This window comes from Leptospira borgpetersenii serovar Javanica, from assembly GCF_003046425.1.
Taxonomy (GTDB): domain Bacteria; phylum Spirochaetota; class Leptospiria; order Leptospirales; family Leptospiraceae; genus Leptospira; species Leptospira borgpetersenii.
Window position 1 is genome coordinate 145,001 of sequence record NZ_QAJG01000007.1, and the last position, 22,569, is coordinate 167,569.

The 22,569-nt window shown below is 39.5% G+C and carries 18 protein-coding genes (1 of these 18 running past the window's edge); 14 read left to right on the forward strand and 4 right to left on the reverse strand.

Features of this window, described 5'->3' with window-relative positions; genetic code table 11:
- The 8 genes from recN to CLV95_RS07715 all read left to right on the forward strand — a co-directional run.
- A protein-coding gene (recN, locus tag CLV95_RS07680) for a DNA repair protein RecN (RefSeq protein WP_002735745.1) crosses the window boundary here: on the forward strand, nt 1-836 show its 3' portion. The gene continues 871 nt to the left of window position 1, outside the view; only the last 836 of its 1,707 coding nucleotides appear in the window; its start codon lies beyond the left edge, outside the window; it ends in the stop codon at nt 834-836.
- Between the two features lie 112 nt (nt 837-948).
- Nucleotides 949-1,554 carry a MotA/TolQ/ExbB proton channel family protein gene (locus CLV95_RS07685; RefSeq protein WP_002728539.1) on the forward strand — a complete coding sequence of 202 codons (606 nt, stop codon included), beginning with the start codon at nt 949-951 and terminating at the stop codon, nt 1,552-1,554.
- A 2-nt stretch (nt 1,555-1,556) separates the two neighbouring features.
- Nucleotides 1,557-2,006, forward strand: a complete 450-nt coding sequence (locus CLV95_RS07690; protein ID WP_002728497.1) for an ExbD/TolR family protein — start codon at nt 1,557-1,559, stop codon at nt 2,004-2,006.
- 61 nt (nt 2,007-2,067) lie between these two features.
- Complete coding sequence (locus tag CLV95_RS07695; protein WP_476737667.1) at nt 2,068-4,956, forward strand: BamA/OMP85 family outer membrane protein; 2,889 nt, start codon at nt 2,068-2,070, stop codon at nt 4,954-4,956.
- On the forward strand, nt 4,953-7,145 hold the full coding sequence (locus CLV95_RS07700) for an ATP-dependent helicase (RefSeq protein WP_002735755.1): 2,193 nt from the start codon (nt 4,953-4,955) through the stop codon (nt 7,143-7,145). The genes CLV95_RS07695 and CLV95_RS07700 overlap by 4 nt, the downstream gene beginning before the upstream one ends.
- Before the next feature lie 60 nt (nt 7,146-7,205).
- On the forward strand, nt 7,206-7,637 hold the full coding sequence (locus tag CLV95_RS07705) for an LIC11625 family surface-exposed protein (RefSeq protein ID WP_002728456.1): 432 nt from the start codon (nt 7,206-7,208) through the stop codon (nt 7,635-7,637).
- Between the two features lie 9 nt (nt 7,638-7,646).
- Nucleotides 7,647-8,492, forward strand: coding sequence for a 3'(2'),5'-bisphosphate nucleotidase CysQ (locus CLV95_RS07710; protein WP_002728452.1), 846 nt, complete (start codon nt 7,647-7,649; stop codon nt 8,490-8,492).
- A 16-nt stretch (nt 8,493-8,508) separates the two neighbouring features.
- Nucleotides 8,509-9,684, forward strand: coding sequence for a glycosyltransferase family 4 protein (locus tag CLV95_RS07715; RefSeq protein WP_002728415.1), 1,176 nt, complete (start codon nt 8,509-8,511; stop codon nt 9,682-9,684).
- A 64-nt stretch (nt 9,685-9,748) separates the two neighbouring features.
- On the opposite strand, the gene CLV95_RS07720 is transcribed toward CLV95_RS07715, so the two are convergent.
- Nucleotides 9,749-10,183, reverse strand: a complete 435-nt coding sequence (locus CLV95_RS07720) for a hypothetical protein (protein WP_002728545.1) — start codon at nt 10,181-10,183, stop codon at nt 9,749-9,751.
- A gap of 306 nt (nt 10,184-10,489) precedes the next feature.
- On the opposite strand from CLV95_RS07720, the gene CLV95_RS07725 reads away from it, so the two are divergent.
- From CLV95_RS07725 to CLV95_RS07735, 3 genes are all read left to right on the forward strand, one after another.
- Nucleotides 10,490-10,987, forward strand: coding sequence for a TlpA disulfide reductase family protein (locus tag CLV95_RS07725; RefSeq protein WP_002728379.1), 498 nt, complete (start codon nt 10,490-10,492; stop codon nt 10,985-10,987).
- 162 nt (nt 10,988-11,149) lie between these two features.
- A complete protein-coding gene (locus tag CLV95_RS07730) occupies nt 11,150-13,195 on the forward strand; it encodes an AMP-dependent synthetase/ligase (RefSeq protein WP_002735790.1) in 2,046 nt (681 codons plus the stop codon).
- Between the two features lie 95 nt (nt 13,196-13,290).
- Nucleotides 13,291-13,974, forward strand: a complete 684-nt coding sequence (locus tag CLV95_RS07735; RefSeq protein WP_002735792.1) for an LIC11631 family protein — start codon at nt 13,291-13,293, stop codon at nt 13,972-13,974.
- A 346-nt stretch (nt 13,975-14,320) separates the two neighbouring features.
- Here the strand turns inward: CLV95_RS07735 and ptsP are convergent, their stop codons facing one another.
- Both ptsP and lpxC read right to left on the reverse strand, forming a co-directional pair.
- Nucleotides 14,321-16,063, reverse strand: a complete 1,743-nt coding sequence (ptsP, locus tag CLV95_RS07740; protein WP_042717559.1) for a phosphoenolpyruvate--protein phosphotransferase — start codon at nt 16,061-16,063, stop codon at nt 14,321-14,323.
- Nucleotides 16,064-16,192: 129 nt separating this feature from the next.
- Nucleotides 16,193-17,098, reverse strand: a complete 906-nt coding sequence (gene lpxC, locus CLV95_RS07745) for a UDP-3-O-acyl-N-acetylglucosamine deacetylase (RefSeq protein WP_107694912.1) — start codon at nt 17,096-17,098, stop codon at nt 16,193-16,195.
- Nucleotides 17,099-18,258: 1,160 nt separating this feature from the next.
- Between lpxC and CLV95_RS07755 the strand changes: the two genes are divergently transcribed.
- The 3 genes from CLV95_RS07755 to CLV95_RS07765 are packed head-to-tail and all read left to right on the forward strand — an operon-like array spanning nt 18,259 to nt 20,309.
- Nucleotides 18,259-18,924, forward strand: coding sequence for a TIGR00266 family protein (locus CLV95_RS07755; protein WP_002735702.1), 666 nt, complete (start codon nt 18,259-18,261; stop codon nt 18,922-18,924).
- A gap of 13 nt (nt 18,925-18,937) precedes the next feature.
- Complete coding sequence (locus tag CLV95_RS07760; RefSeq protein WP_002735768.1) at nt 18,938-19,612, forward strand: TIGR00266 family protein; 675 nt, start codon at nt 18,938-18,940, stop codon at nt 19,610-19,612.
- A gap of 13 nt (nt 19,613-19,625) precedes the next feature.
- Nucleotides 19,626-20,309 carry a TIGR00266 family protein gene (locus tag CLV95_RS07765; protein ID WP_002723097.1) on the forward strand — a complete coding sequence of 228 codons (684 nt, stop codon included), beginning with the start codon at nt 19,626-19,628 and terminating at the stop codon, nt 20,307-20,309.
- Between the two features lie 455 nt (nt 20,310-20,764).
- On the opposite strand, the gene CLV95_RS07775 is transcribed toward CLV95_RS07765, so the two are convergent.
- Entirely contained in the window at nt 20,765-21,871 is a 1,107-nt protein-coding gene (locus CLV95_RS07775) for a DNA alkylation repair protein (protein ID WP_016762677.1), read from the reverse strand.
- Nucleotides 21,872-22,569 lie beyond the last annotated feature (698 nt).

Below are 22,569 nucleotides of genomic sequence, written 5' to 3' on the forward strand. Positions count from 1 at the left end.
TTTTCTTTTCTCCGGATAGGCTTCAATTCGTCCAATCTCGTTTGGATCTGATTTCTAAAATGAAAAAAAAATATGGTTCCGATTTGGCTGCGATTCTGGATTGCAAAAGTAAAGCAGAACAGGAATTGGAAGCGATGGAAGAAAATTCCAAGAATAAGGAATCGATGCAAGTCGAAATCGAGAAGGTGACTTCTAGACTTGCTTCTCTTTCGATTCAACTTTCCAAAGCGAGAAGGGAGTCTCTCATTCGTTTCGAATCTTCCCTCAAGTCCGAATTGGAGCAGCTCGGAATGCCAGGGGCGGCAGTTCAAGTCGTACTTCGCTGGGAACCGAGTCCGGAAGGAGAAGTATCAGCTTCAGGTAAAAGTTATATTGTAAACGAATCGGGACTGGATCAACTCGAATTTTATTTCAGTCCGAATCCGGGTGAAAAACCAAGACCACTTCGTAAGATCGCCTCTGGCGGAGAGGTGTCTCGAGTAATGCTTGCAATTCGCTCTATTTTGGGTAGGCAGGCCAATTTACGGGTTTTGATCTTTGACGAAATTGATTCCGGTTTAGGCGGAGAAATTGCAATGGATGTGGCTCGAAAACTCAGAAATCTGGCGGAAAATCACCAATTGATTTTGATCACACACTTACAACAGATCGCATCTGCAGCAAACGATCATCTAAAAGTTACGAAGTCGGTAGAGGGAGGACGTACGTTTTCGAAGACGGAATTTTTGAGTTTAGAAGAGAGGACTTTGGAACTTGCAAGAATGATCTCAGGTCAAAAAGTGTCAAAAGGCGCTCTAGAACACGCTAAAGAGTTGTTGAAGAAACAAGCGGTTTAAGATACAGATTTCCCAATTTCGAATCCTACAAAAAGGAGATACGCGAATTAGAAAACTGTTTGGCAGCTACAGTAGAGTTTTAAACTCTACTCATGGGAGAATTTTACTGAAAATGTTTTTAGCCAAATCCGATTCTCTAATTTCTGCAATTCCTCCGGAGTCTGTACCGATTGTTATTGTTTTAGTTTCCATCATCGGTTTTACGATCATTATTGAAAGATTGATCTATTTTTCTAAGTGGAAACCGATTGCTCTCGATGACTGGCGTTCTCTCAAAGAATTATTTCGCCAAAAAAATTGGAATACAGCGATCGATTATCTCAAAGGCATGAACAACGGCCCCTCTGTTCTCGTTCTTCAAGCAGGTATTGAATCTTCGCTTAAAAATTTAGAGGCGGCGGAAGAAGAAATGCTCTCTGCAGGTTTTGCACAAATTCTCAAAATGGAAAGATTTCTTTCCGGACTCGGGACTATTGCGACAATTTCTCCTCTTCTTGGTGTTCTTGGGACAGTACTTGGGATCATTCGTTCCTTCGAAGAAGGTTCAGGGACAAGAGGAGCTGAAGTAGGGATCAGTGAAGCTTTGATTACAACCGCGATGGGACTTGCAATTGCGATCCCTGCCTATGTTGCCTATAACTACTTTCAAAAGAAAAAAGAAGATACGATTGCCGAAATGGAAAATCTTTCCGGTCAAGCTCTTAAATATTTGAAATAAATATGAAGTTCAGAAAGTTTCGATCTTCCGCAAGTAGAACAGGGCAAATCGAATTAGCTCCTTTGATCGATGTGATTTCTTTTATCGTTATTTATTTTTTGATGAATGCAACTTTGGAAAAATCGACGGTCATGAAAATCGAACTTCCTCGGTCTTCTTCAACCGCCCAAGAAAAGAAAAAAGACGAACTTGTGATTACGGTCAATAAAGACGGTAAGATTTTCTTAGACAAGGATACCGATCCGGTTCCATTGGAAAAGCTGACGGAAAAAATCAATGTCTTCCTTGGTCCTTTGGAGAAAAGGGAACCAGGCAAAAATCGGGTTATCATCCGAGGAGACGGAACTGCAAGTTATCAGACCGTGATTAAGGTAATTGATAAAGTAAATGAGGCAGGAGTAAGTAAGTTTAACCTAGCGATGGTAAGACAAACTGGTTCCGGAGAAAAATAAATTCCGATTTTGGACGGTTTTGGTTCTAGTTGCAAATATCTAGGTGGCTTTAGTTTTTACTTTGAAACGAATATTATCCCCAACTTTAAAAGGATCTGTGCTTGTGATTCTTTTAGGACTTTTATTCTATTCAGGTGAACTAACTCAAATTTTTTCCAAACGAAACGACTTTTTGGGAAAAGTTATCAAAGAAGTTAAATTCAAAGGAAATAAAAATACTCCCGATAGTGATCTCGAATCGATGATCGAAATAAAAATCGGTAAAACTCTTACCAAAAAAATTCTCGATCGGGACCTAAAGAATCTTTTCAACTCCGGCTTTTTTTATTTCGTCGATATTCAAGCAGAAGAAGTTTCGGATGGAATTCGTATCATTTTCGATCTTAAAGAAAGACCACGAGTAAAAGAAATAGAGTTTGTCGGTGCGGACGAAGTTTTTCCGGCGGATTTGAGAGACAAACTCCCTCTCAAAGATAATGAAGTAATCACACCCCAAAAGATCACTAAGTCGAGAGATTTGATTCTTCAGAAATACAGAGACGAAGGATTTTTTCTCGCTTACGTAAAAGTGGAATTGGGAAAGCCGGATGCGAAGACAAATCTGGTTCGAGTTCGTTTTGTTATCGACGAAGGGGAAGAAATTCCTGTCTCCAAAATCAACGTTTACGGCAACGAATCCATCGAGACCTCGGAAATTCTTTCTGTTATGGAAATGAAAGAAGAGGGCGTTTTCGAAGGTGGTAATTTTAAGGAATCCTCCTTTGAAAAAGATAAGGATACCATCGTCGCTTATCTCAAAAGTAGAGGTTATCTTGATGCTGAATTGATTCGGGAAGGAACCAATTGGGAAATCCATTGGGAAAACCCGGAAAAAAAAGATAGAAGAGTTATCATCGTAAACGTAAAAATTTCCGAGGGCCAGATTTATTTCTTCAACGGCTATACTGTAAACCATGACATGTCCTTAGATGGAGAGGGCAGGCCCCTTTTTTTGAATAAAGAGAAGAATCCTCCCGAAACTGCAAAGGACGAATTGAAACCTCTTTTTTCTCCCAAAGAAATCGAAAGAAGTTTGGATTACAGCGACGGAGAGGTCGGAGCAATTTTTGATGAAACTCGTTTTATGCGGGACCGTGGAACCGTGAACGAAATGTACAGCTCGAAAGGTTATCTCTTTGCACAGGTGATTCCCCGTAGAAAAGTGGTTTCTCTTGATCGCGAAAATTTAGAATATTATGAAAATTGTTACAGCCGTAAATCCAAGGAAGAAAGAAAAATCTGTGAAAACGAATATTCTCAACTTCATATCAAACGATTGAGGCAACTCTACAACACCAAACCTGAGTTACACGGCAAAAAATTCGTTCATGTGGATTTTAATATCCGAGAAAACAATCTCGCCTATGTGGAAAATGTCATTATCAAAGGAAATAAAAAAACCCAGGATCGTGTAATTCGAAGGGAACTTCTTTTCAAACAAGGGGATCTGTTCAACTCCATTCTAGTCAATCGTTCCCGAGAAAGGATTTATAACCTGGGCTACTTCAAAGAAGTAAACTTTAACATGAGACCGGGTTCGGACCAGACGAAGATGAATCTTATTATCGAAGTTCTTGAACAACCTACGGGAACAGTTTCCATGGGTGGCGGTTACGGTACAATCACCGGATTCTCCATTTTTACCGAGGTCGGTGAAAATAACCTAAACGGAACCGGGCAAAAAATTTCCGGACGTCTTGAGTTCGGTCCTTTCCGAAGGCTCTTTCAGATAACTTGGACGGAACCTTGGCTTTATAATAAACCTTGGTCTCTTTCTCTTTCTCTTTTTTATTCTTCTAGGATTTACAACGTAGGTGCCGTCTCAATTACGGAGAATAATAACCAACAGTCCATCAAGGAACAGGCTATTTATTCTAGGGATGGGGTCGGTTTTACCGTCGGAATCGGCCACAGGATTTTTATCAACTGGACTCATTTTCATAGATATTCCCCAAGTATCTACGCTTCCACAAATCCGTCTTCTCTTGTGTCGGATCAAGTTCTTGCGGAGGTCCGTAGGGGCTGGCAGTTTCGTTCTCAGATTTCGAATGGAATCGCGTACGACATTCGAGATAATGTTTTCAACCCTACGCAGGGTTACGATTTGCTTTTTCAGATGGACAACGTCGGGCAGGCATTAGGCGGTCAATCTCATTTCGATCAATATAGGGTTCTTGCGGAATATTATCATACTTGGTTTGATTATAGTTTTTTCGGACTCTTTAGAAACAACGCACTTAAACGATGGAGAGTCGTGCAAGAATTTAGAAGTTCCTCTCTTTTTACATACCAAAGGGTTCCATATTACGGTAAACAGGATCCGATTCAAAGGCCATACATTCAATTGCAAGACTTACAGTTCTTAGGCGGTTACGAGTCCCTTCGCGGTTGGTTTTATAACGACGCAAAATATCCTACCGAATGGAGGGACGGTGCTGCAACCAGGATGCTTTTTAGCTCCGAACTTCGTTTTCCGATCGAACCCACCTTACTCTGGTTAGTCGCCTTTTTCGACGCAGGAGCCTTGTATGAGGAAGTCAATCGAGCGACTGGGGTGAGAAGGGATCTGTTTACAACTTACGATCAAAGAGTCAGAGAAGCTCAGTTAAAGGATCCCATCGGATACGCCCTTTCAAATTACTACAATCTGAACGCCCTTCGGAAAGCGGATTATACTTACGAAGAACTTAACAATCCTGCCAACCTGGTACTTTCCGGAAGTAATATCGCTTTGGATAAATTCCGGTTTTCCTGGGGAATCGGTCTCAGGATTCAGATTCCGGTTCTTCCTCTTCGAATTTATTTCGCTCAGAAATTGAAGTATTCGGGAGTTCCGGATCATCCCTTTACGAAATTTGAATCCGACAATGCATTTCAGTTTGTGTTCGGAATCGGAGATTATAGATTTTGACCTCTTCTTTCCTTATAGGTCTGAACGAAGAACAAAAAAAAGCCGTTTTACAGATAACCGGCCCAGTACTCATCTTAGCGGGCGCAGGCTCAGGTAAAACCAGGGTCATCACACATAGAATCGCAAACCTTTTAGTCAATCACGGAATTGATCGAATCTGCGCGTTAACCTTCACTAATAAGGCCGCCGCTGAGATGGTCGAACGAGTAAAAAACTTAGTCCCTTTCCTTCCGGCAAATCTTCAAATTAAAACATTCCATTCTCTTTGTCTTTATATCTTAAGGAGAGAAGCGTTTTTTTTTGGATTTGACAGCGCGTTTACCGTTTACGATACGACCCTCCAAGAGTCCCTTCTCAAACAGGTCGTAAAAGACCTTTCCTTGGATCCTAAATTCTACAAACCGTCTATGCTCGGAAATTATATCAGCGGTTTGAAAGATAAGATGTTATCTCCCGAAACTTATTTGGAAAAGGAAGGACGCACCGATTTTTCCAAAACTGTATCCGCAATTTATAAAGAATACGAAAAAAGAAAAGATGCGAACCGTGCTTTCGATTTCGGAGATCTCATTTGGAAAACGGTGCAGCTCTTTCAAAAATCCCCGGATGCAATCGCCAAATATCGTCATAAATGGGAATACGTAATGGTAGACGAATATCAGGATACAAACAAAGTACAATACCAGTTAGTACTTCTTCTTGCAGGTGAAAAAAGAAACCTTTGTGTTGTTGGCGACGACGACCAATCCATTTATTCCTGGAGAGGAGCCGACATCGGAAACATTCTGAATTTCGAAAAGGACTTCCCCGAATCCACGGTCATAAAATTAGAAGAAAATTATCGTTCTTCATCGAATATCATCCTTGCTGCTTCAAAAGTGATTTCGAACAACACTCAGAGAAAACAAAAAGAAATATTTACGAATAATCCCAAAGGTTCTCCAGTTGTGTTAAACGAATTTGAAAACGAATCCGAGGAAGCTCACGGAGTAATCACCAGGATCCGTTCCGCGTATTCTTACGGAACGGAATATAAGAATATTGCAATATTCTACAGAACAAATTCTCAGTCCAGATATTTTGAGGAAGCGCTTCGGAATTTAGGAATTCCGTATAAAATCTTCGGGGGTTTCCGATTTTTTGACAGGGCGGAAATCAAGGATTTTATCGCTTATCTGAGTGTGGTTTCCAACCCACTCGACAGCGTTTCACTTCTTCGAATCGTAAACTATCCTCCGAGAGGAATCGGCGATTCCGGAATTGGTAAAATCCGTGAATTTTCTCTGGAAAAAGGAATTTCTCTTTTGGAAGCCTTGGGCCAAGAAGATATTCCTCTCAAAAAAGCGGCGAAATCCAAAGGGAAGGAACTCTATAGTTTATTCAGCGATCTGATAGAAAAGGCTGAAAAGAATTCTTCCCCTTCCGAAATCGCATTAGAACTTTTGAATCGTTCCGGTCTCGTTTCCCATTTAAGGGACGAAGGTACGGAAGAATCGATTGCCCGTTTAGAAAACCTTCAGGAACTTGTTAATTCGATCGAGGAATACGAAAAAAATTCCGATTCTCCTTCCTTGGAAGAATATTTGAATCAGATCAGCTTAATAACAAGTGAAGAAGAATCAAAAGAACTTACCGATTATGTGAATCTTATGACGGTACACAATGCAAAAGGTCTGGAATTTAAGATCGTCTTTCTTTCAGGTTTGGAAGAAGGTACATTCCCTCACAGTATGAGTTTGGAAGATTCTCACTTTGGAGACGAAGAAGAAAGAAGACTTTTTTACGTCGCTCTTACGCGTGCCCGGGAACAATTGTTTCTAAGTTATTGTAGGACTTCCAGAAAGTTTGGTAAGGTGGAGGACAGAATTCCCTCTCGATTTCTGTCGGAAATCCCTGAAGAATGTTTCGTAGAACGTGTAAGCCGGGAACATACTGCGAGAAGACCCCAGGGGGCACCTTTGGCTTCTAAGACTAGGCGAATCGAAGAAAAATTTAATAGCGCCTTTTCATCTACACCCGATCCTACTAATCTCTATCTAAAGCCGGGAGACCGGGTAAGACACAAACAATTCGGAATCGGGACAATTCAGACGATTTCGGGAAAAGAAAAAAATACGAAAGTTTCCATTCGTTTCGGAAACGTTGAGAAAAACTTTTTTGTTGCCTATACCCCACTCGAGAAATTATAAGGAAGGGACTAAGTTTGCCCATTCTAAAATCCGATATTAGTATCGGAGATAGGAAACCAGATGAAGAAAATATTCGCAATCGCTCTTTTACATCTCATAACCTTTGTCGGCCTTCAAGCGGGAAAATCGCAAGGTGTTGTGGAAGAATTCAACAAAGTAGAAGAATTTAATAAAAACGTGAAGCTTTCCGACGCAATGAAAAAAGCGACTCTGGAAAGGAATCTTCTTTCTGCAGTAAAATATACGCTCCACCATAGATATCTTGAATACAAAGAAATCACTAAGGATCTGAATGCAGATACGATGCTTTACGAACCTCAAAAAGGAACGTATACGGTTTATGTAAAATTCAAAAAATATCTTTTCTTTTATAGCTTCAAAATGGATCCCGAAATATATCTCCAAACTCCTGAAAACGAAGTGTTTTATCTTCGTCCCGAAAATTTAGACGACCCTCATAAGGAAAATACCGCTAATCCGGGCGGAAAGTAATTCTCTTTTTTGGATTCGATTCAGTATCTTCAGCCCGCCGTAAACTCCGTTTTGGAAGCGGGCAAAATCGTATTAGAGATCTATAATTCGGATTTTAAGGTTAAAGATAAGGGAAAAAACGATCCCGTCACCGAGGCAGATCTAAAAGCCGGGGCTCATATTTCCAGAAATTTACATTTTTCGAATATTCCGATTCTTTCCGAAGAAGATTTGGAAAAAAAGGATATCTCCAAATTTGTCGCGGCTTGGATTTTGGATCCGATCGACGGGACCCGCGAATTCGTGCATAAAAATCCAGAATTTGCGATCAGTTTAGGGCTTTCCGTCAAAGGCAAAGCGATCCTCGGAATCATTTTCAATCCAGTTACCCGCGAATTGATCTATGGAATGGAAAACTTAGGCATCGTTTATCAAAAGTTGGAAGAAATTCCAAATTCGTTCTCTATTGAATCCAGGAATTTTACGAAAACATTAAACAATTCTAAACCTACAAACAAAGTTCTCATTTCTAGAACCGAAGAAAAAGAAGGACTTTTCTTTTCCTCTATGATTCCTGTCGGTTGGGAGTTTTCATCAATGGGTTCGATCGCATATAAGCTCGGTTTGGTAGCGGCGGGAAAAGCGTCCCTTTCGATCTCTCTAAAGCCCAAAAATGATTGGGATATCTGCGCGGGAATCGCCCTTGTAAATGCCTCGGGAGGTTCTGACTTGGAAATTCGATCCGGCAAACCTTATAAGTTTCAAACGGTGGGCGGAAGAGGGGATGGACTTGTGGCGGGACATACCCCGTCTCTCATACAGGTCTGGGAAAGTTCGAAATCGCATTTTCAATCGGGCCTAAAAGACTGGGATTAATTTTTTTAGTAAAATCATGAAAAAAAAAGAATATTCTGAAAATATAATTCATACGATTAAAATCGGTGTAGATGCCAGACCTTTCTCCACTCCTGTTTCCGGTGTGGGCAAGATGATTCACGGCGTTTTGTTTGATTTAGGGAAGGATGTAAGCTTCGAGTTCTATCTTTTCTCCCACAAAGATATTCATCCGAGTTACGTAAACCTTTTGGATCTTCCCGGAATTCGTTTTGTCAAAGGAGAAGGCTTTTTTTCCAAAAAGGGAGGACTTTACTTTGCGGTCGCTCTTCCGTTGCAGTTGAGCAAAATGCGACTTGATCTTTTCTGGGGAACTCAACAGGTAATTCCCCCTTTTCTTTCTAGAAAAACCGCAACCATTTTGACGTACAACGATCTGGTTGCGTATCGTTTTCCAGGCACGATGAGAACCCTCGCGAGAATCCAACAAAAATTTTACCTCGCTCGTTCCGTCAAACGTGCGGACAAACTACTTCCTATTTCCGAATCCACACGAAACGAAGTAGCCGAATTCTTTCATATTCCTTTTGAAAAGATGAAAGTCGTTTATCCCGGAATCGAACTTTCTGAATTCAAAGGACTGCTCAAAAAGAGACCGGGCAACAGAATAAGTTCCCTTCCTAAGAAATTTTTCCTTTCGGTTTCGACCGTCGAACCCAGAAAGAATTATCAATTTTTGTATAATGCTTATGTTGAATATTCAAAATCTGTAAAATTTAATCAAAAATTTTCCTGGGTTATCGGCGGGAAGGCCGGTTGGGAAGATCCTAAATTTATTGAAACCCTTCGAAGTCCGGAAAGTAGGGCTTTGGGCATCATTTGGATTGAAAGTCCGACCGATGTGGAGCTTGCTCATATGTACGAGAAGTGTGCTTTGTTTTTATTTTCTTCTTTGTATGAAGGATTCGGGATTCCACTTTTGGAGGCATTGAGTCTTCAAAAGCCTGCAATCGTCACGGATCTTTCGGTTTTTCGAGAAATCGGTGGGAATAAAATTCAGTATTTAAAACTCGAAGAAAAACTTTGGACTCTGGCGCTTTTGAATTTTTCTAAAAAACCGTATTCCGGTGAGAAAGTGGACATTCGAAAATTCTATCGAAGCACCGCAGCAAAAACGGTCTCGGATCAAATTCGAGAAGTTTTGAAATCAAAAAATCCGCTTGAAACTCGTTGAAGGAAAATGTAGAAACTCCCACGAAATTCAAGATCCACTGTAAAACCTATTGCTACAGTTGATTTTACGATAAACCTAAAAACCATTTTTTCCAGCCGTTAAGTCGAGCAAGGGTTCCTGAAAATTCCAAACCGATTTTAGAATCGACCTGGAGATGGATTCTTTTCCGATCTAAGGGCTGAAGTTTTACGGAAAATTCTTCTTCTCCATTCTCAAAGTGAAGATAATCCGGGCAAAATTCCAGCTTACGTCTTTCTTTTGAATTTGTTTCGGTTGGGTTTAAAGGAATTGAAAGGGATTTCGAACTTTCTTTTCCCTCGAGTAGAATTAATAGTCGACTTTGTTTCAATTCCAATTTTGCCTTTCGATCCGTTTCCAAAAAATAGGGTTCTTTTTGCATAGGTGTGGAAATCAATCCCGAACCACAAAATCGATCGTTCTTCAGATAAGATAGAAACTCTTCATGGTCTGAGAAATAATTGTAAAAAATTGGATTCACTGGAGTAATCCTAATTTGAAGAGAACGATTGTATTGAAAAGATTTTTTCCTTATGTGATATTCTTGATTCGATGGAGTTAAGAGGCTGGTGGAGGAAACGAAAGCGCGTTCACTTCTATTGGCGCTCGACAGAGTTTGGGTATCAGAACTCGGGCTTGACACAAGAAACATAGGAGAAGCGAAGCTTGAGTTAACGAAAATGCAGAAATTCCTATATTTTATTACGAACTTGTGGAATGATTGGAGCTAATTTCTTTTCAGGATTCAGGTCAGTTTTTAATCAGTTTTTTAATAGGATGGGGGATCATGTGGAATTTTCGTCCGATTTTATTATTCATTTTTTTTCTGGGATTCTCTTGTAGTTTTACCAAGGAAGAATCAATTCTCTATCAACTTTCCTTATACGACTTGGACGGACGCCCGGTCTCTCTTAAGGAATACAAAGGAAAAGTCTTACTTTTAGACGTTTGGGCTTCTTGGTGTGAGCCTTGTAAGGACGCAGTTCCTGTTTTAGAAAAACTTTCTAAGGATCTACAAGGAAAAAACGGTGTTCTTTTGGGAATCAACACTGAGCCGGAGCTTTCTAAAGAAGAACATTTGAAAGCCGTAAAGGAATTCGGGATAACGTACCCGTTCTTTGTGGACCGGGATTTTACTTTCATCAATCAGTATAAAGTGGAAGGACAACCCGCCTTGATTGTCTTTAGTCCATCTGGAGTTTTATTGAAAATTCAGTACGGCGTCCGAGAGAAAGATTATCCAAAACTCAGAGCAAATTTTTCGAATTGGTTTTCTGCACCATAGCATTACATAACAAAGTAAATAAAATAGAATCTCCCGGAAAGCATTTTGAAAAAAAGGTTTCTTTCTTAGGTTCCCTATTTACTTTTGAATCCTTATCAACAGGATCTTTGTCGGAATCCCTAAGTTGTAATAACGAAAGATACCAGGAGTTAAATTAGTTTAATGGCGGAAAATTTAGCACAACTGTTTCGCGAATCCGCGGAAAAATATCGGGACCTACCGGCTTTTTTTTCCAAGGATTCTAAAAAGAATTACTACCCAATGACGTATTCTCAATTGTACGAGCAAGGAATTCAACTTGCGGAAGCTTTGATTGAATTAGGTGTTCAGCAGAAACAAAGAGTAGGTTTGTTTGCTGACAATCGGATCGAATGGATCATTGCGGATTACGGGGTGATTCTTACGGGTGCGGCGGATGTTCCACGTGGAACCGATATTACTGATTCTGAAATTGTTTATATCCTCAATCATTCGGAAGTGGAAGTTGTTTTTATTGAAAACGATAAGATGCTCGAAAAATTCAACAGAAATAAATCTCAGCTGACTAACGTAAAAACTTTGATCATGATGGATTCAACGAGCACCTCTCCCGGCGTCTTGAAGATGCAGGATCTAATTGAAAAAGGTAAAAAACTTCGGACGGGCGGATCCCGAAAGGCGGAAGAGAGAGTTTCCGCAATTGATTCGGAGGATCTTTTCACGTTAATTTATACGTCCGGAACTACCGGACTTCCTAAAGGTGTAATGTTGAAACATTCCAACATGATGCATCAAATAAAATACGTAAGTCCTATGTTGGATATTAATTCGGAAGCACGCCTCCTTTCCATTCTTCCGATTTGGCACGTGTTCGAAAGGGTTGTAGAATATGTTTGTATCGGACTTGGAGCCGCTACTTATTATACGAATGTAAGGGATCTTCGTCAGGATTTGGCTACTGTAAAACCTACGTTTATGGGTTCCGCTCCTAGACTTTGGGAAAACATCTACAACGGAATTTACACTCGGATCAACGATCCAGCTCAAACTCCCGCCTTTCGCAGAGGTCTTTTTAGACTCGCGTATTTCTTTTCCAGAAAGAAAAATCAAGCGCTCCGTTTTTTGAAAGGAATCGAAGTGGATTATACAGGAAGAAATCCAATCTGGTCTTTCTTTTACGGAATTCTAATGTTCATCCAGTTCCTTTTAACGGGACCATTTACTCTCACCGTTTTTGCAGGTGGATTAGGTGCTTATTTCGCGGGAACCGAATTGTATTATCTGACTTCTTTTTTCTACGTCATAGCAGGTTTAGCACTTCTTCTAAACAGTTTTACATTAGACAAAATCGTTCTTGCTAAGATTAGAGCAGCTACGGGCGGTCAATTAAAAGCGTCTATATCCGGAGGGGGGGCCCTTCCCAGACATGTGGATGAATTTTTCGGTAACATTGGAATCAACGTTTTAGAAGGTTACGGCATGACAGAAACTTCTCCCGTGATTTCCGTAAGGACTTTTGAAAAACTCATCATCGGTTCCGTAGGTGTAATTGCTCCCAAAACGAAACTTCAGATCCGTAGCGACAACAATGCGGTGTTGACCGAGATGGACGAAAACGGAAAAATTACTCAGGGAAAACTAGGATTGAAAGGAGTTGTTTTCGTCAAAGGGCCTCAAGTCATGAAAGGTTATTTCAAAAACGAGGAGGCCACTTCTAAAGCGATAACCGATGGTTGGATGAATACTGGAGATATGGGAATGATCAATTTTAAGAAAACCCTAACTCTTACCGGCCGTGCTAAGGATACGGTAGTTCTTCTTGGAGGAGAAAACGTAGAACCAGTGCCAATCGAAAATAAACTTCAGGAGTCCACTTACATCAGCCAATGTATGGTGATCGGACAAGATCAGAAAAATTTAGGTGCAATCGTAGTTCCGGATTTCGAAAAACTCCAAGAGTGGGCACAAGAAAATGGAATCATCGAAACGAATAAGGATAAATTAATCGAAAATCCGAGGGTCTACGATTTATACAGAAAAGAGATTAAGGCTTTGAACAACACCAAAAACGGATTCAAATCATTCGAGCAGGTGACTCCTTTTATACTAATCTCTAAACCTTTTGAAGTTGGCGACGAACTCAACAATATGATGAAGATGAAACGTCACGTGATCACTGAAAAATACCACGACAAGATCAAGAAAATCTATTCTACAAATCAGGATTAGAATTTTCTAATTTTTGTTAGATTTTGAAAGCCGACCTTTTAAGGTCGGCTTTTTTATTTCTTCGGAGAATTTGACGTCGTACCGATAGAATTTGTATGACCGGCACTCCAAAACAAACCCAGAAATTCTCCGTATTTTCTCCTTTGGGACAAAGAGATATATATGCCCTCGACAACCTCTATTTTTCACCCCTCAGAGAAAACGAGGTTTGGGATTTTTCCAAAGTGGGGGAATTTTCTCCACTTAATCTCGGCTTTCTATGTATGAGATCTATTCTTGCCGATCGTTGTAAAGGTACAATCACTCTACAAGGGCTTAATCCAGGATTTGTTTTAGGACTTTCCAAAATCAACGGATTTGAAAACTGGAATCTTTTCAAGACCAAAGGATTTATCCCAAAAGTGTTCGGAAAAAAATTTCCGATGAAGATGAATTCCAAAATTCATGAGATTTTAAACCCAGTGCTTGGGACGTATGAAAAGGAATTGTTCGAAGAATGGAGCCCGAAGGCAATTGTGATTGAAGGAAGTTTTGAAAACCGGGAAATTCTGATCGCCGGAGTCGCTCTTCCGGGAGACGACAAAAATCTTCCTAAACTTCTAAAGAATCTCATCCAAACACTTTCCGGAAATTGTGGAAAATTTTATTTGAGAACGGAAAAACATTCTTACCTTTGTCTGAAGAAAGAAAAAGAAAATATAGGACCTGTTTTCTTTCAAGAGAAGGAAAATACGTGGGATTCTTTCATATTTTTGATTTTGGAAATCGAAAATACTTAACTTAACGTTAATTAACAAATGCAAAAGCGATTGTGTGAAAACTCTAAATTCAGATTTTTTTTATTTCTATCAAGAGTTTATATTTTAAAAGAATCAGTTGTAATCACTTGGTAAGTCTGTAATAAATGTAGGAGTTCTGCAGATTCTCGTTTCTACATTCCGAGGTTTTGAGACGGGCCCTTAGTAGGTTTGAGTTTATTTTTTGTTATCTACACAAAACCATCTATTGCACAAAATATCAAGATCCATATTTAGTCCCTTTTTGCGGAAAGATCGGTTTAACATTGCGATATGGCACTTTCAGTACAAGATTTTTCTCTTTTTTCCACCCTACGTCGAACTCACGCTAACTTAGGTGCTTACTGAAAAGGAAGGCTTCGATACTTTCATAGTTTTCTTCCTCGGAAAGTTCTAAGATCTTTCTTACTAAAATTCCTGCTTGGTGTAAAGAAATCGATCGGACGATTTTTCGAATCGGGTTTAAAAATGGGATTGAAACGGATAGCTCTCTAATTCCAATTCCGATTAAAAAGATCGTAAAGTCTGTATCTGATGCAAGTTCTCCGCAGAGACTGAGCGGTTTGTCGTAATCTCTTGAAACTTCCACGATTTTGATCAAAGCTCTCAAAAAAGCGATATGATATGGATTGTATAAAGAAGAAACGTGGATGTTGTTTCTATCCACCGCCATTATGTATTGAAGTAGGTCATTTGTTCCCACTGAAAAAAAATCCGCTTCTCGCGCGATCAGATCTAAAGCGGCAACCGCAGCGGGAGTTTCAATCATCGCACCGATTTTGATTTTTTTATTGTATTTTTCCTTTTTAACGCTTAATTTGCGTTTGCATTCTTCCAAAAGTTCGCGAGTGCGAACGATTTCCCCGGGACCGGTAATCATCGGCAACAAAATACTAACATTTCCGAAAGCAGAGGCTCGTAAAATCGCCGTTAGTTGTTCGGCGAACCATTCCGAATGAGAAAGTGAATACCGTATACCTCGGTTTCCTAAAAATGGATTTTCTTCGAGTTCTCCCGTTGAAAACTTATCGGCCCCAATGTCGAAGGTGCGGATGATAACCGGTTTATCTTGCATCCCTTCTGCGATTGCTTTATAAGCGAGAAACTGTTCTTCGCCAGAAACGTTTCTGTCTTGGTATTTTAAAAATAAAGATTCACTTCTAAAAAGTCCCACACCTTCGGCTCCGAATTTGATTGCCTGTTCGCAATCGAGTTCGGTTTCAAGATTACACTTGATTCGAACACGAATCCCATCTTTACTTATGGCTCTAATTTTTTTAGTTCCACTTTCTTCCGTGGGATAAGAAGAGGAAAATCCGTAATACTTAACTTCTTCCAAAGTCGGAAAACGAACTACGTTTCCCAACTCCGCATCTAAAAAGATAAATTCGTTATCTTTGACATGTGTGGAAAAATCCTTTAACCCTACGATAGTGGGAATCCCGTAATTTCTCGCTAGAATTGCCATATGTCCCGTTTTCCCACCTAAGTCGGTCGCAATTCCGCGGATACGAGTCTTATCCATCAGAATCATTTGAGAAGGAGTAAGTTCCCTTGCGACCAAGATCAAATCCTCTTTTAAACCGGAAAGAAAAGAATCCTCTTCCTTTTTACCCGCAAGGAACTCGATCAATCGATTTGAGACGTCTTGAAAATGATCCACTCTTTCCCGGAAAAATTCATTCTCCATAGCTTTAAACTTTTCGGAAATTTCGTGAGTTACGTTTTGTACGGCAAGAATCGCGTTCTCTCCGAATTCTAAAATTCTTTTTCGAACCGAGGTGGCAAGACTCGGATCGGAGCAAATCATAGCCTGTGTTTCTAAAATCTCCCGGATTTCTTTCTGATCCGGCCCGGAAGTTTCAAGAGAGGCAATCAAAATCCGCAAACTTTGAAGACTTTCTTCCAACGCGATAGAGAACTTTTGTATTTCTTCTTCTTTTTCGGATTCGTGAATGTAGGTTCCGGTGAGAATCGTATTTCGTTTTTTTCCGGTTTTTAAGACTTTACCATATAGTTTTCCCGGAAAAGCTGTAATTCCTGGAAAAACTATACGTTTGGAGGAGATCATTCTAAAAACGAGTTTCAACTCGACTACAGAATTCCCCAAAAGAAGAATCTGACAATTCTTTTCTAGGTAAGAATTACAACAGATAAAGTTTCAGTTTTTATATCGATCGAAACGAAAATATCGGAAAGTTTAAACAACTGCCACTTTTCTTTTGAAAAGCGGAATTCTTCGACTTTTGTATTTGCTGATTTCGTCTCCGGTAACACTGCTCATCACAAGTTTAGCCATGGAAATATCCAGTGCATGTCCTGCTTTAGATGCAAGATAATGTCCAATAATCGGCCGACCTGCGATAGATATGTCTCCAAAAAGATCCAAAATTTTATGACGAACACACTCGTTTTCAAAACGAAGCTGTTGGTTCAGATATCCGTCTTGGGTTAAAACAATTGCATTATCCAAAGAGCCGCCCATCGCAAGACCTTTTGCTTGGAGGGCTTCTACATCTTTTAAGAAGCCGAAGGTTCTTGCTGGGAGAATCTCTTGCTTGATCGTTTCTTTATCTAGGGAAATTGTAATATTTTGGCCTTTCAGAAGGGGGTGATTGAAGTCGATCGTGTAGGTTACTTTGAGTTTATCGCTGGGAAGTAAAACCAGATACTTATCTCCGTCTACAACCCAAAGAGGGTTTTGAACGTAAATCGGCTCTATAATTTCTGGATATTTTACAATTCCTGCCGACTCAAGTGCTTGTAAGAAAGGAAGCGAGGAGCCATCCATAATCGGGACTTCCGCAGCATCAATTTCCAAAATCAAATCCGTTAGACCGAGCGCGTAAATTGCCGCCAATAGATGTTCCACGGTTTGGATCCTATGAAGACCATCTCCCAGGGTAGTTGCATTACTGGTATCAACTACATTACTGAGTTCAACGGAAATCGACGCCTTTTCTAAACCTTTTCGATATTCAAAAACGATTCCTGTACCAGAGGGGGCAGGATGAGCTGTTAAGTTCACTTCCTTTCCGGAATGAAGCCCAATCCCTTTGATTCTAACTCTATCTTGTATGGATTTTCTATATAGGATTTCTTTCATAGTTTTTTGAGTATTTGATTTTTACGTCCCTCAACCAAAAAGACGGTCGTTATGGACTTGAAGTTCGTTTTCAGATTCATTAAGAGACAAAATCCAAACCTTTTCCCGGTTTGAAATCTCGTTCTCCCTAAGTGAATTAAGCAAACTTTATGCCAAAAGATCTATTAAAATCGGTTTTTTCAGACTTCCAAACCAAGATTTAAAGCCAAATCCGACATAATTTGGAATCAATTTCATTCCTATTGTCTCTTTTCTGCAACTGTGTATCCCAAGAACCACGGTTATGTTCCCATTGCTTTTACCAGAGAAGTTTTCAACTTTAATGAAAAAACTTTCCTGAGTTGTTTAAATTCAAAGATTCAATTTGTTCTATAAGGGCCTCGTACACTTTTAATTATTGTAGGAATCCTCCCAATCTCTTTCCGAATGGAAAATTCCTCAGGACTGAAATCCAGAACCAAACTCACAGCGATTGCGTTTAAGCGGTTTTGGAAGTTCTGTAACCATAGCACGCCTCAGAATTGGACCAACCCGATCCATTCTACTCGTTAAGAAGACGAGCTTTGTATTCGTATTCAAAAACGGTAAAAGTGCCTTCACCATATTTTGGGAGACCAAAACGTTTATTGAAAAATTGCGTGAAACATTTTCTTCACTTTATAAACTATCGGGATCGAGGATTTCAGTATTGTTAAAAAGAATATCGATTTTCATATCGTTTTAGTTCGGTTGATACAGATCGAACGAATCCAATACATCCACACCTTTTTAAGATACGAATCGGTTTTATGAATTCAAAGAAGACTTCTGTATAAAGCAAAAACTTAATCCCTTAAGTGAAAATTGTTTAGAACTTGTCCAAAAACCTTAAAAGAAATCAGCACAATCATTTCATAAGTTCGTAATAGAGTGCGGGAATTCCCGCAGATTGGTGATTTATGAATTTTCTAATGGATTTTATCGTTGGAACACTCTCGTAAGAGTTCCTACATCCCGAGATTTTGGGACAAGTTCTTAGTAAGTTCTAAATCGAAATTAGATTTCTTAGTCAAAATTCTTCTTTGAACCATATCTTACTTCTAAACTAAAAATTATGGATCTGTTCTGAAAGCACTTTTCCGATTGACGCTCCTAATCAATTTTTTTACATTACTGCTTCTATGAATTACGAGATCATTCACAAACCTTCGTATTCTTTTCTGAAAGTAAAACTGTCACCGGGACAAACGATCAAAGCAGAAGCAGGTGCCATGGTTTATATGACTCCTGGTGTCGATGTGGAAACAAAAATGGGAAGTGGATTTCTTTCTGCCATTTCCAGAAAATTTTTCGGAGGAGAGTCTTTCTTTTTCAACATATTTAAGGCTCCTGCCCAGGGAGCAGAGATCGGATTTGCTCCCGAACTTCCGGGCGATGTAGTAGGAGTCGATCTTACAAATACGGGACTTATCGTAGAAGCGGGTGCTTATCTCGCATCTGATGAAACCGTCACGATGAAGTCTAAATTTGGAGGGCTACGTTCTTTTTTCGGAGGAGAAGGAATTTTTCTTTTGGAAATACTAGGAAACGGAAAATTATTTTTAAATGCATATGGTGGCATTCTTCCAATTGACGTTCAAGGGTCTTATACAATCGATACAGGACACGTGGTTGCATTCGATAAAAGTCTTCAATATAAAATTACAAAAGCGGGTGGAAGTTGGAAATCTACTCTTTTTGGGGGAGAAGGACTAGTCATGGAATTTACGGGTCATGGAAAGGTTTTGATCCAAACAAGAGTACCTTCGGGTTTTCTGTCCTGGCTTACTGGTCTTCTCCCTGTATAAAAAAAGGAATATTATGAATATTGAAATTCTCAGCAAACCGTCTTATAGCTTCGCAAAAATCCTCCTGAACGCAGGAGAATCTATCAAGGCGGAATCCGGTTCCATGATGTCCATGAGTTCCGGAATCACGATCCAGACTCATAAAGCGCAGCAAGGGGGATTTCTGAAAAGTTTAAAGGCTGCGTTTCTCGGCGGGGAATCTTTTTGGATGAACACGTTTACCGCTTCTTCCGGAAACGAAGAGATACTCCTTGCTCCTACCCTTCCGGGAGACGTAGACAAGATCGAACTATCTGGGACGGTGTATGTTCAATCGAGTTCTTTTCTTGCTTCCTCGACAAACATTGAAATGGATACGAAGTTTCAAGGACTCAAAGGATTTATTAGCGGTGAATCCTTGTTCTTCCTGAAACTTTCCGGAAATGGTCCCCTTCTAATTTCAAGTTACGGAGGAATCGACGTACTAAACGTGAACGGTGAAATGATTGTTGATACAGGCCACATCGTAGCTTTTGATGAGGGTTTGCATTACGAGATGACTAAGTTCGGCGGTTGGAAGTCTTTTTTTCTTGGTGGAGAAGGATTTGTTGCTCGCTTTAAAGGAAAAGGAAAGGTTTGGATTCAATCCAGAAACGTTCCTTCTTTGGGTAGTTGGTTCAGAGACCAATTACCTCCGATCAAAAGATAAGGAAGAATGAATCGTGAAACATGAAATATTATTAAAACCTGATTTTCCAATTGTTCAAGTTCAATTAGAAGATGGAGAGTCCATCCGAGCCGAATCCGGTGCAATGGTAGCGATGAGTCCAACGATAAAGATGGTTACAAAAGCAGAGGGTGGAATTTGGGCTTCTGCAAAACGTGCTCTCTTGAGTGGGGAATCTTTTTTCCAAAACACGTTCAAAGCGGAAAATGGAAAGGGAATGATTTTCCTAACGAGTGCTACTCAAGGCGATATAGAACACCGTAAGATGAACGGAGAGGATCTGATTCTTAGTCGAGGAGCTTATGTTGCCGGTTCCGAATCCCTTTTGATCGACAGCAAATGGGGAGGATTCAAAGGTTTTTTTTCCGGCGAAGGTTTGTTTTTCTTAAAAGTAAGCGGAATTGGGGATCTTTTCTTCTCGAGTTTTGGTGCGATTCATACAATCGACATGAACGGTCAGTATATCGTGGATACAGGTCATATAGTTGGTTTTGAAGGATCATTGAATTATACGATTCAAAAGGTAGGAGGGCTTAAATCCCTTTTCCTCAGTGGAGAAGGTTTGGTGGCGGTGTTTTCCGGTACCGGGAAATTATATATTCAATCCAGAAATCAAAATTCGTTCGCGGCATGGGCCAATCAGTGGAGAAGGGTGGAAAAATCCTCTTCTTCAAGTTGAACTAAACGTGAATTCGATATAGAAAACTGTTAATCTACGGGAATTCCTTCGTTTTGGGAAAAGTATCACGATGATACTTCAATTTATGTGGAGATTTAGAGCCCATTTCAAAACTGTCTTTTGTTGGAACAGCCTTACCCGACACTGTCATCAATATTCTGAATGTGAGAGTTCCCACAGAAACCGTTGCATTGGCGGTTTTCTGCTGTCATTTAAAATTGTAATAGCTCCTACATTTTTGTTAAATTCAAGCTGTCTCGTTTCTATGGTCGCTCGACAGGATTTGAGACGGGGCTCTTAGGTTTACAAAGGAAACGGCTATAACCAGAAGACGTCAATTTCATCTTTTAAATCTTATCCATTTTCATCCTTTCTCGTTTTAAATTGACTTTTCATTACTTTTTCATGTACGACTACAAAACGATAGTATCGTTTGAAGTTGTTTCCTTATGAGATCAGGAAACAACTTGAAAATCGACTTTGGATTTCAAACTTCCGTTGATATGTATTTCCAAAGTATGTTTTCCTGGGATATGAATTCTAGTCGTCATCTGTTTAAAGGATTGTTTCTTTTTATAGGAAATCGATTCCTTTGGAAGGAAAAATCTTTCCTCCACTTGGAAAACTTTTTTGGAAGTTTTTCCGGAAGCTTTTGCATATTGAATTTTATACTCGATTCGAAAACGTGTTTGTTTTAATTCTTCCGATTGAACGGTAAAGCCGAAAGAAAGATTTTCACCGACTTTAACAACTTTTGATTTTAATTTTAGACTTGAAATTTTCGCTTTTACATTTGAACCAAAGCCGAAAATTTTAAGCGCTTTGGGATTCCCTGCCTTTAGAAGACCGCGTAACGCGTGTTTTAAAAGTGCGTCTCTTTCTTTCGAAAATCCAATCCATTTTTGTGCGATTTCTAAAACTAAATTCGGATGATCTTTGGAAATATCGTTTAAGTGATTTGCTACACTTCTTCGAACTACATCATCTTCATCGTCTTTCAGATTTTCAAGTATCGGGAAAGTTTTTTGAGGATTTTGTTTTAAACCTGGAATTCCTATTCCCCAGGGGAGTCTAGGTCTACTTCCTTCAGAGGATAACCTACGAACGCTCGGGTGCTTATGGGAAGACCATTCCAACATTTGTTTCCAGACGAGCACCGGGTGCCGAATTAAAAAAGGACGAATCGAAAATTCACAAGAGATCAGCTTTGTAATTCTTTCGATTGCTTGCATCGACTCTTTTGGATAATCCATCCCAAGTATCTCAACTACGTCTCCCAAAAAGGTCGTAAGAAAAATCTCCTTTCCCGCAAAAGATTCCTCAAATGAATCCGTAATTTTAAGCAAAGATCCCAGAGCTTTTGGAAAAGGTTTTGGTAAAGTTGCTGCTAAAATTTCCCCGATCCTTCGAATCCTTTGTTTGAGTTCGAGCTTTTCCCAATCTTTTTGTTTGAATTTTTGAACCCATTCTTTCTGAGAAATTTCAGGAAGTTCTTTCGAGAAGGAAATCGCAATTTTTTCTAATACATTTTTTGAATATAAATCTTTAAGTAGTTCTGGCATATACGAGATTTCAAAATTTTTCCTTTGTATTAAGAAGATTTCTTTTTTCCATAAACGCAATCGTTTCGTTTTAGAAGATTATTTTATTAGAGAAATTTCCTGCGAGTGATTTTCGTTAAGAGTCGCGTCAAAACTTAGAATCTTTCGCAAAATATAGTAGTTTTCGCGGACGATAGTAAGTTCTTGCATCTAACCCAACGCTTTCAAGTTTATAAGACACTGTTTTGTTTAAGTTTGATAAATTTATACCTACCGATAGAACGTCTAATGTCTAAAGAGGCCATTCCATGAAAATGAAATTCCTTTTCTATTTGGGATTATTGGGAACGGGACATCTTTTATCTCTGAACTGTTATTCAGGACTATATAGATATTACGATGACTGTCGCATTATAAACCCAACATATTCTCAACATTGTGATCAATATAACAAGGATTACGGTTACCAAAGTCAGCCTTATCCATACCACTATCGAAATAATCCTTACTACTACGAAAATAGGGGATCTAAGCACAACCTACTTCATATTTCTCCGAGTAGATTTCACAATTTTGGGAAACCTACTAAATGGAAATTTTAAAAAAACGTCCTTGTGCAGTTGAAAAAAACATTCAAATTTATGAATGTTTTATATTTTGTCTGAAATTTTTTTCTCTTTTCATAAGAGAATCTATACCGACCGCCTTATTCTTTTATT

Excerpts from the sequence above, each read along its gene's own strand:
- CLV95_RS07730 (WP_002735790.1), top strand. The coding sequence starts at position 11,150 with ATGGCGGAAAATTTAGCACAACTGTTTCGCGAATCCGCGGAAAAATAT.
- CLV95_RS07760 (WP_002735768.1), top strand. The coding sequence starts at position 18,938 with ATGAATATTGAAATTCTCAGCAAACCGTCTTATAGCTTCGCAAAAATC.
- CLV95_RS07705 (WP_002728456.1), top strand. The coding sequence starts at position 7,206 with ATGAAGAAAATATTCGCAATCGCTCTTTTACATCTCATAACCTTTGTC.
- CLV95_RS07755 (WP_002735702.1), top strand. The coding sequence starts at position 18,259 with ATGAATTACGAGATCATTCACAAACCTTCGTATTCTTTTCTGAAAGTA.
- CLV95_RS07690 (WP_002728497.1), top strand. The coding sequence starts at position 1,557 with ATGAAGTTCAGAAAGTTTCGATCTTCCGCAAGTAGAACAGGGCAAATC.
- CLV95_RS07685 (WP_002728539.1), top strand. The coding sequence starts at position 949 with ATGTTTTTAGCCAAATCCGATTCTCTAATTTCTGCAATTCCTCCGGAG.
- CLV95_RS07775 (WP_016762677.1), bottom strand. The coding sequence starts at position 21,871 with ATGCCAGAACTACTTAAAGATTTATATTCAAAAAATGTATTAGAAAAA.
- lpxC (WP_107694912.1), bottom strand. The coding sequence starts at position 17,098 with ATGAAAGAAATCCTATATAGAAAATCCATACAAGATAGAGTTAGAATC.
- CLV95_RS07715 (WP_002728415.1), top strand. The coding sequence starts at position 8,509 with ATGAAAAAAAAAGAATATTCTGAAAATATAATTCATACGATTAAAATC.
- ptsP (WP_042717559.1), bottom strand. The coding sequence starts at position 16,063 with ATGATCTCCTCCAAACGTATAGTTTTTCCAGGAATTACAGCTTTTCCG.
- CLV95_RS07725 (WP_002728379.1), top strand. The coding sequence starts at position 10,490 with ATGTGGAATTTTCGTCCGATTTTATTATTCATTTTTTTTCTGGGATTC.
- CLV95_RS07735 (WP_002735792.1), top strand. The coding sequence starts at position 13,291 with ATGACCGGCACTCCAAAACAAACCCAGAAATTCTCCGTATTTTCTCCT.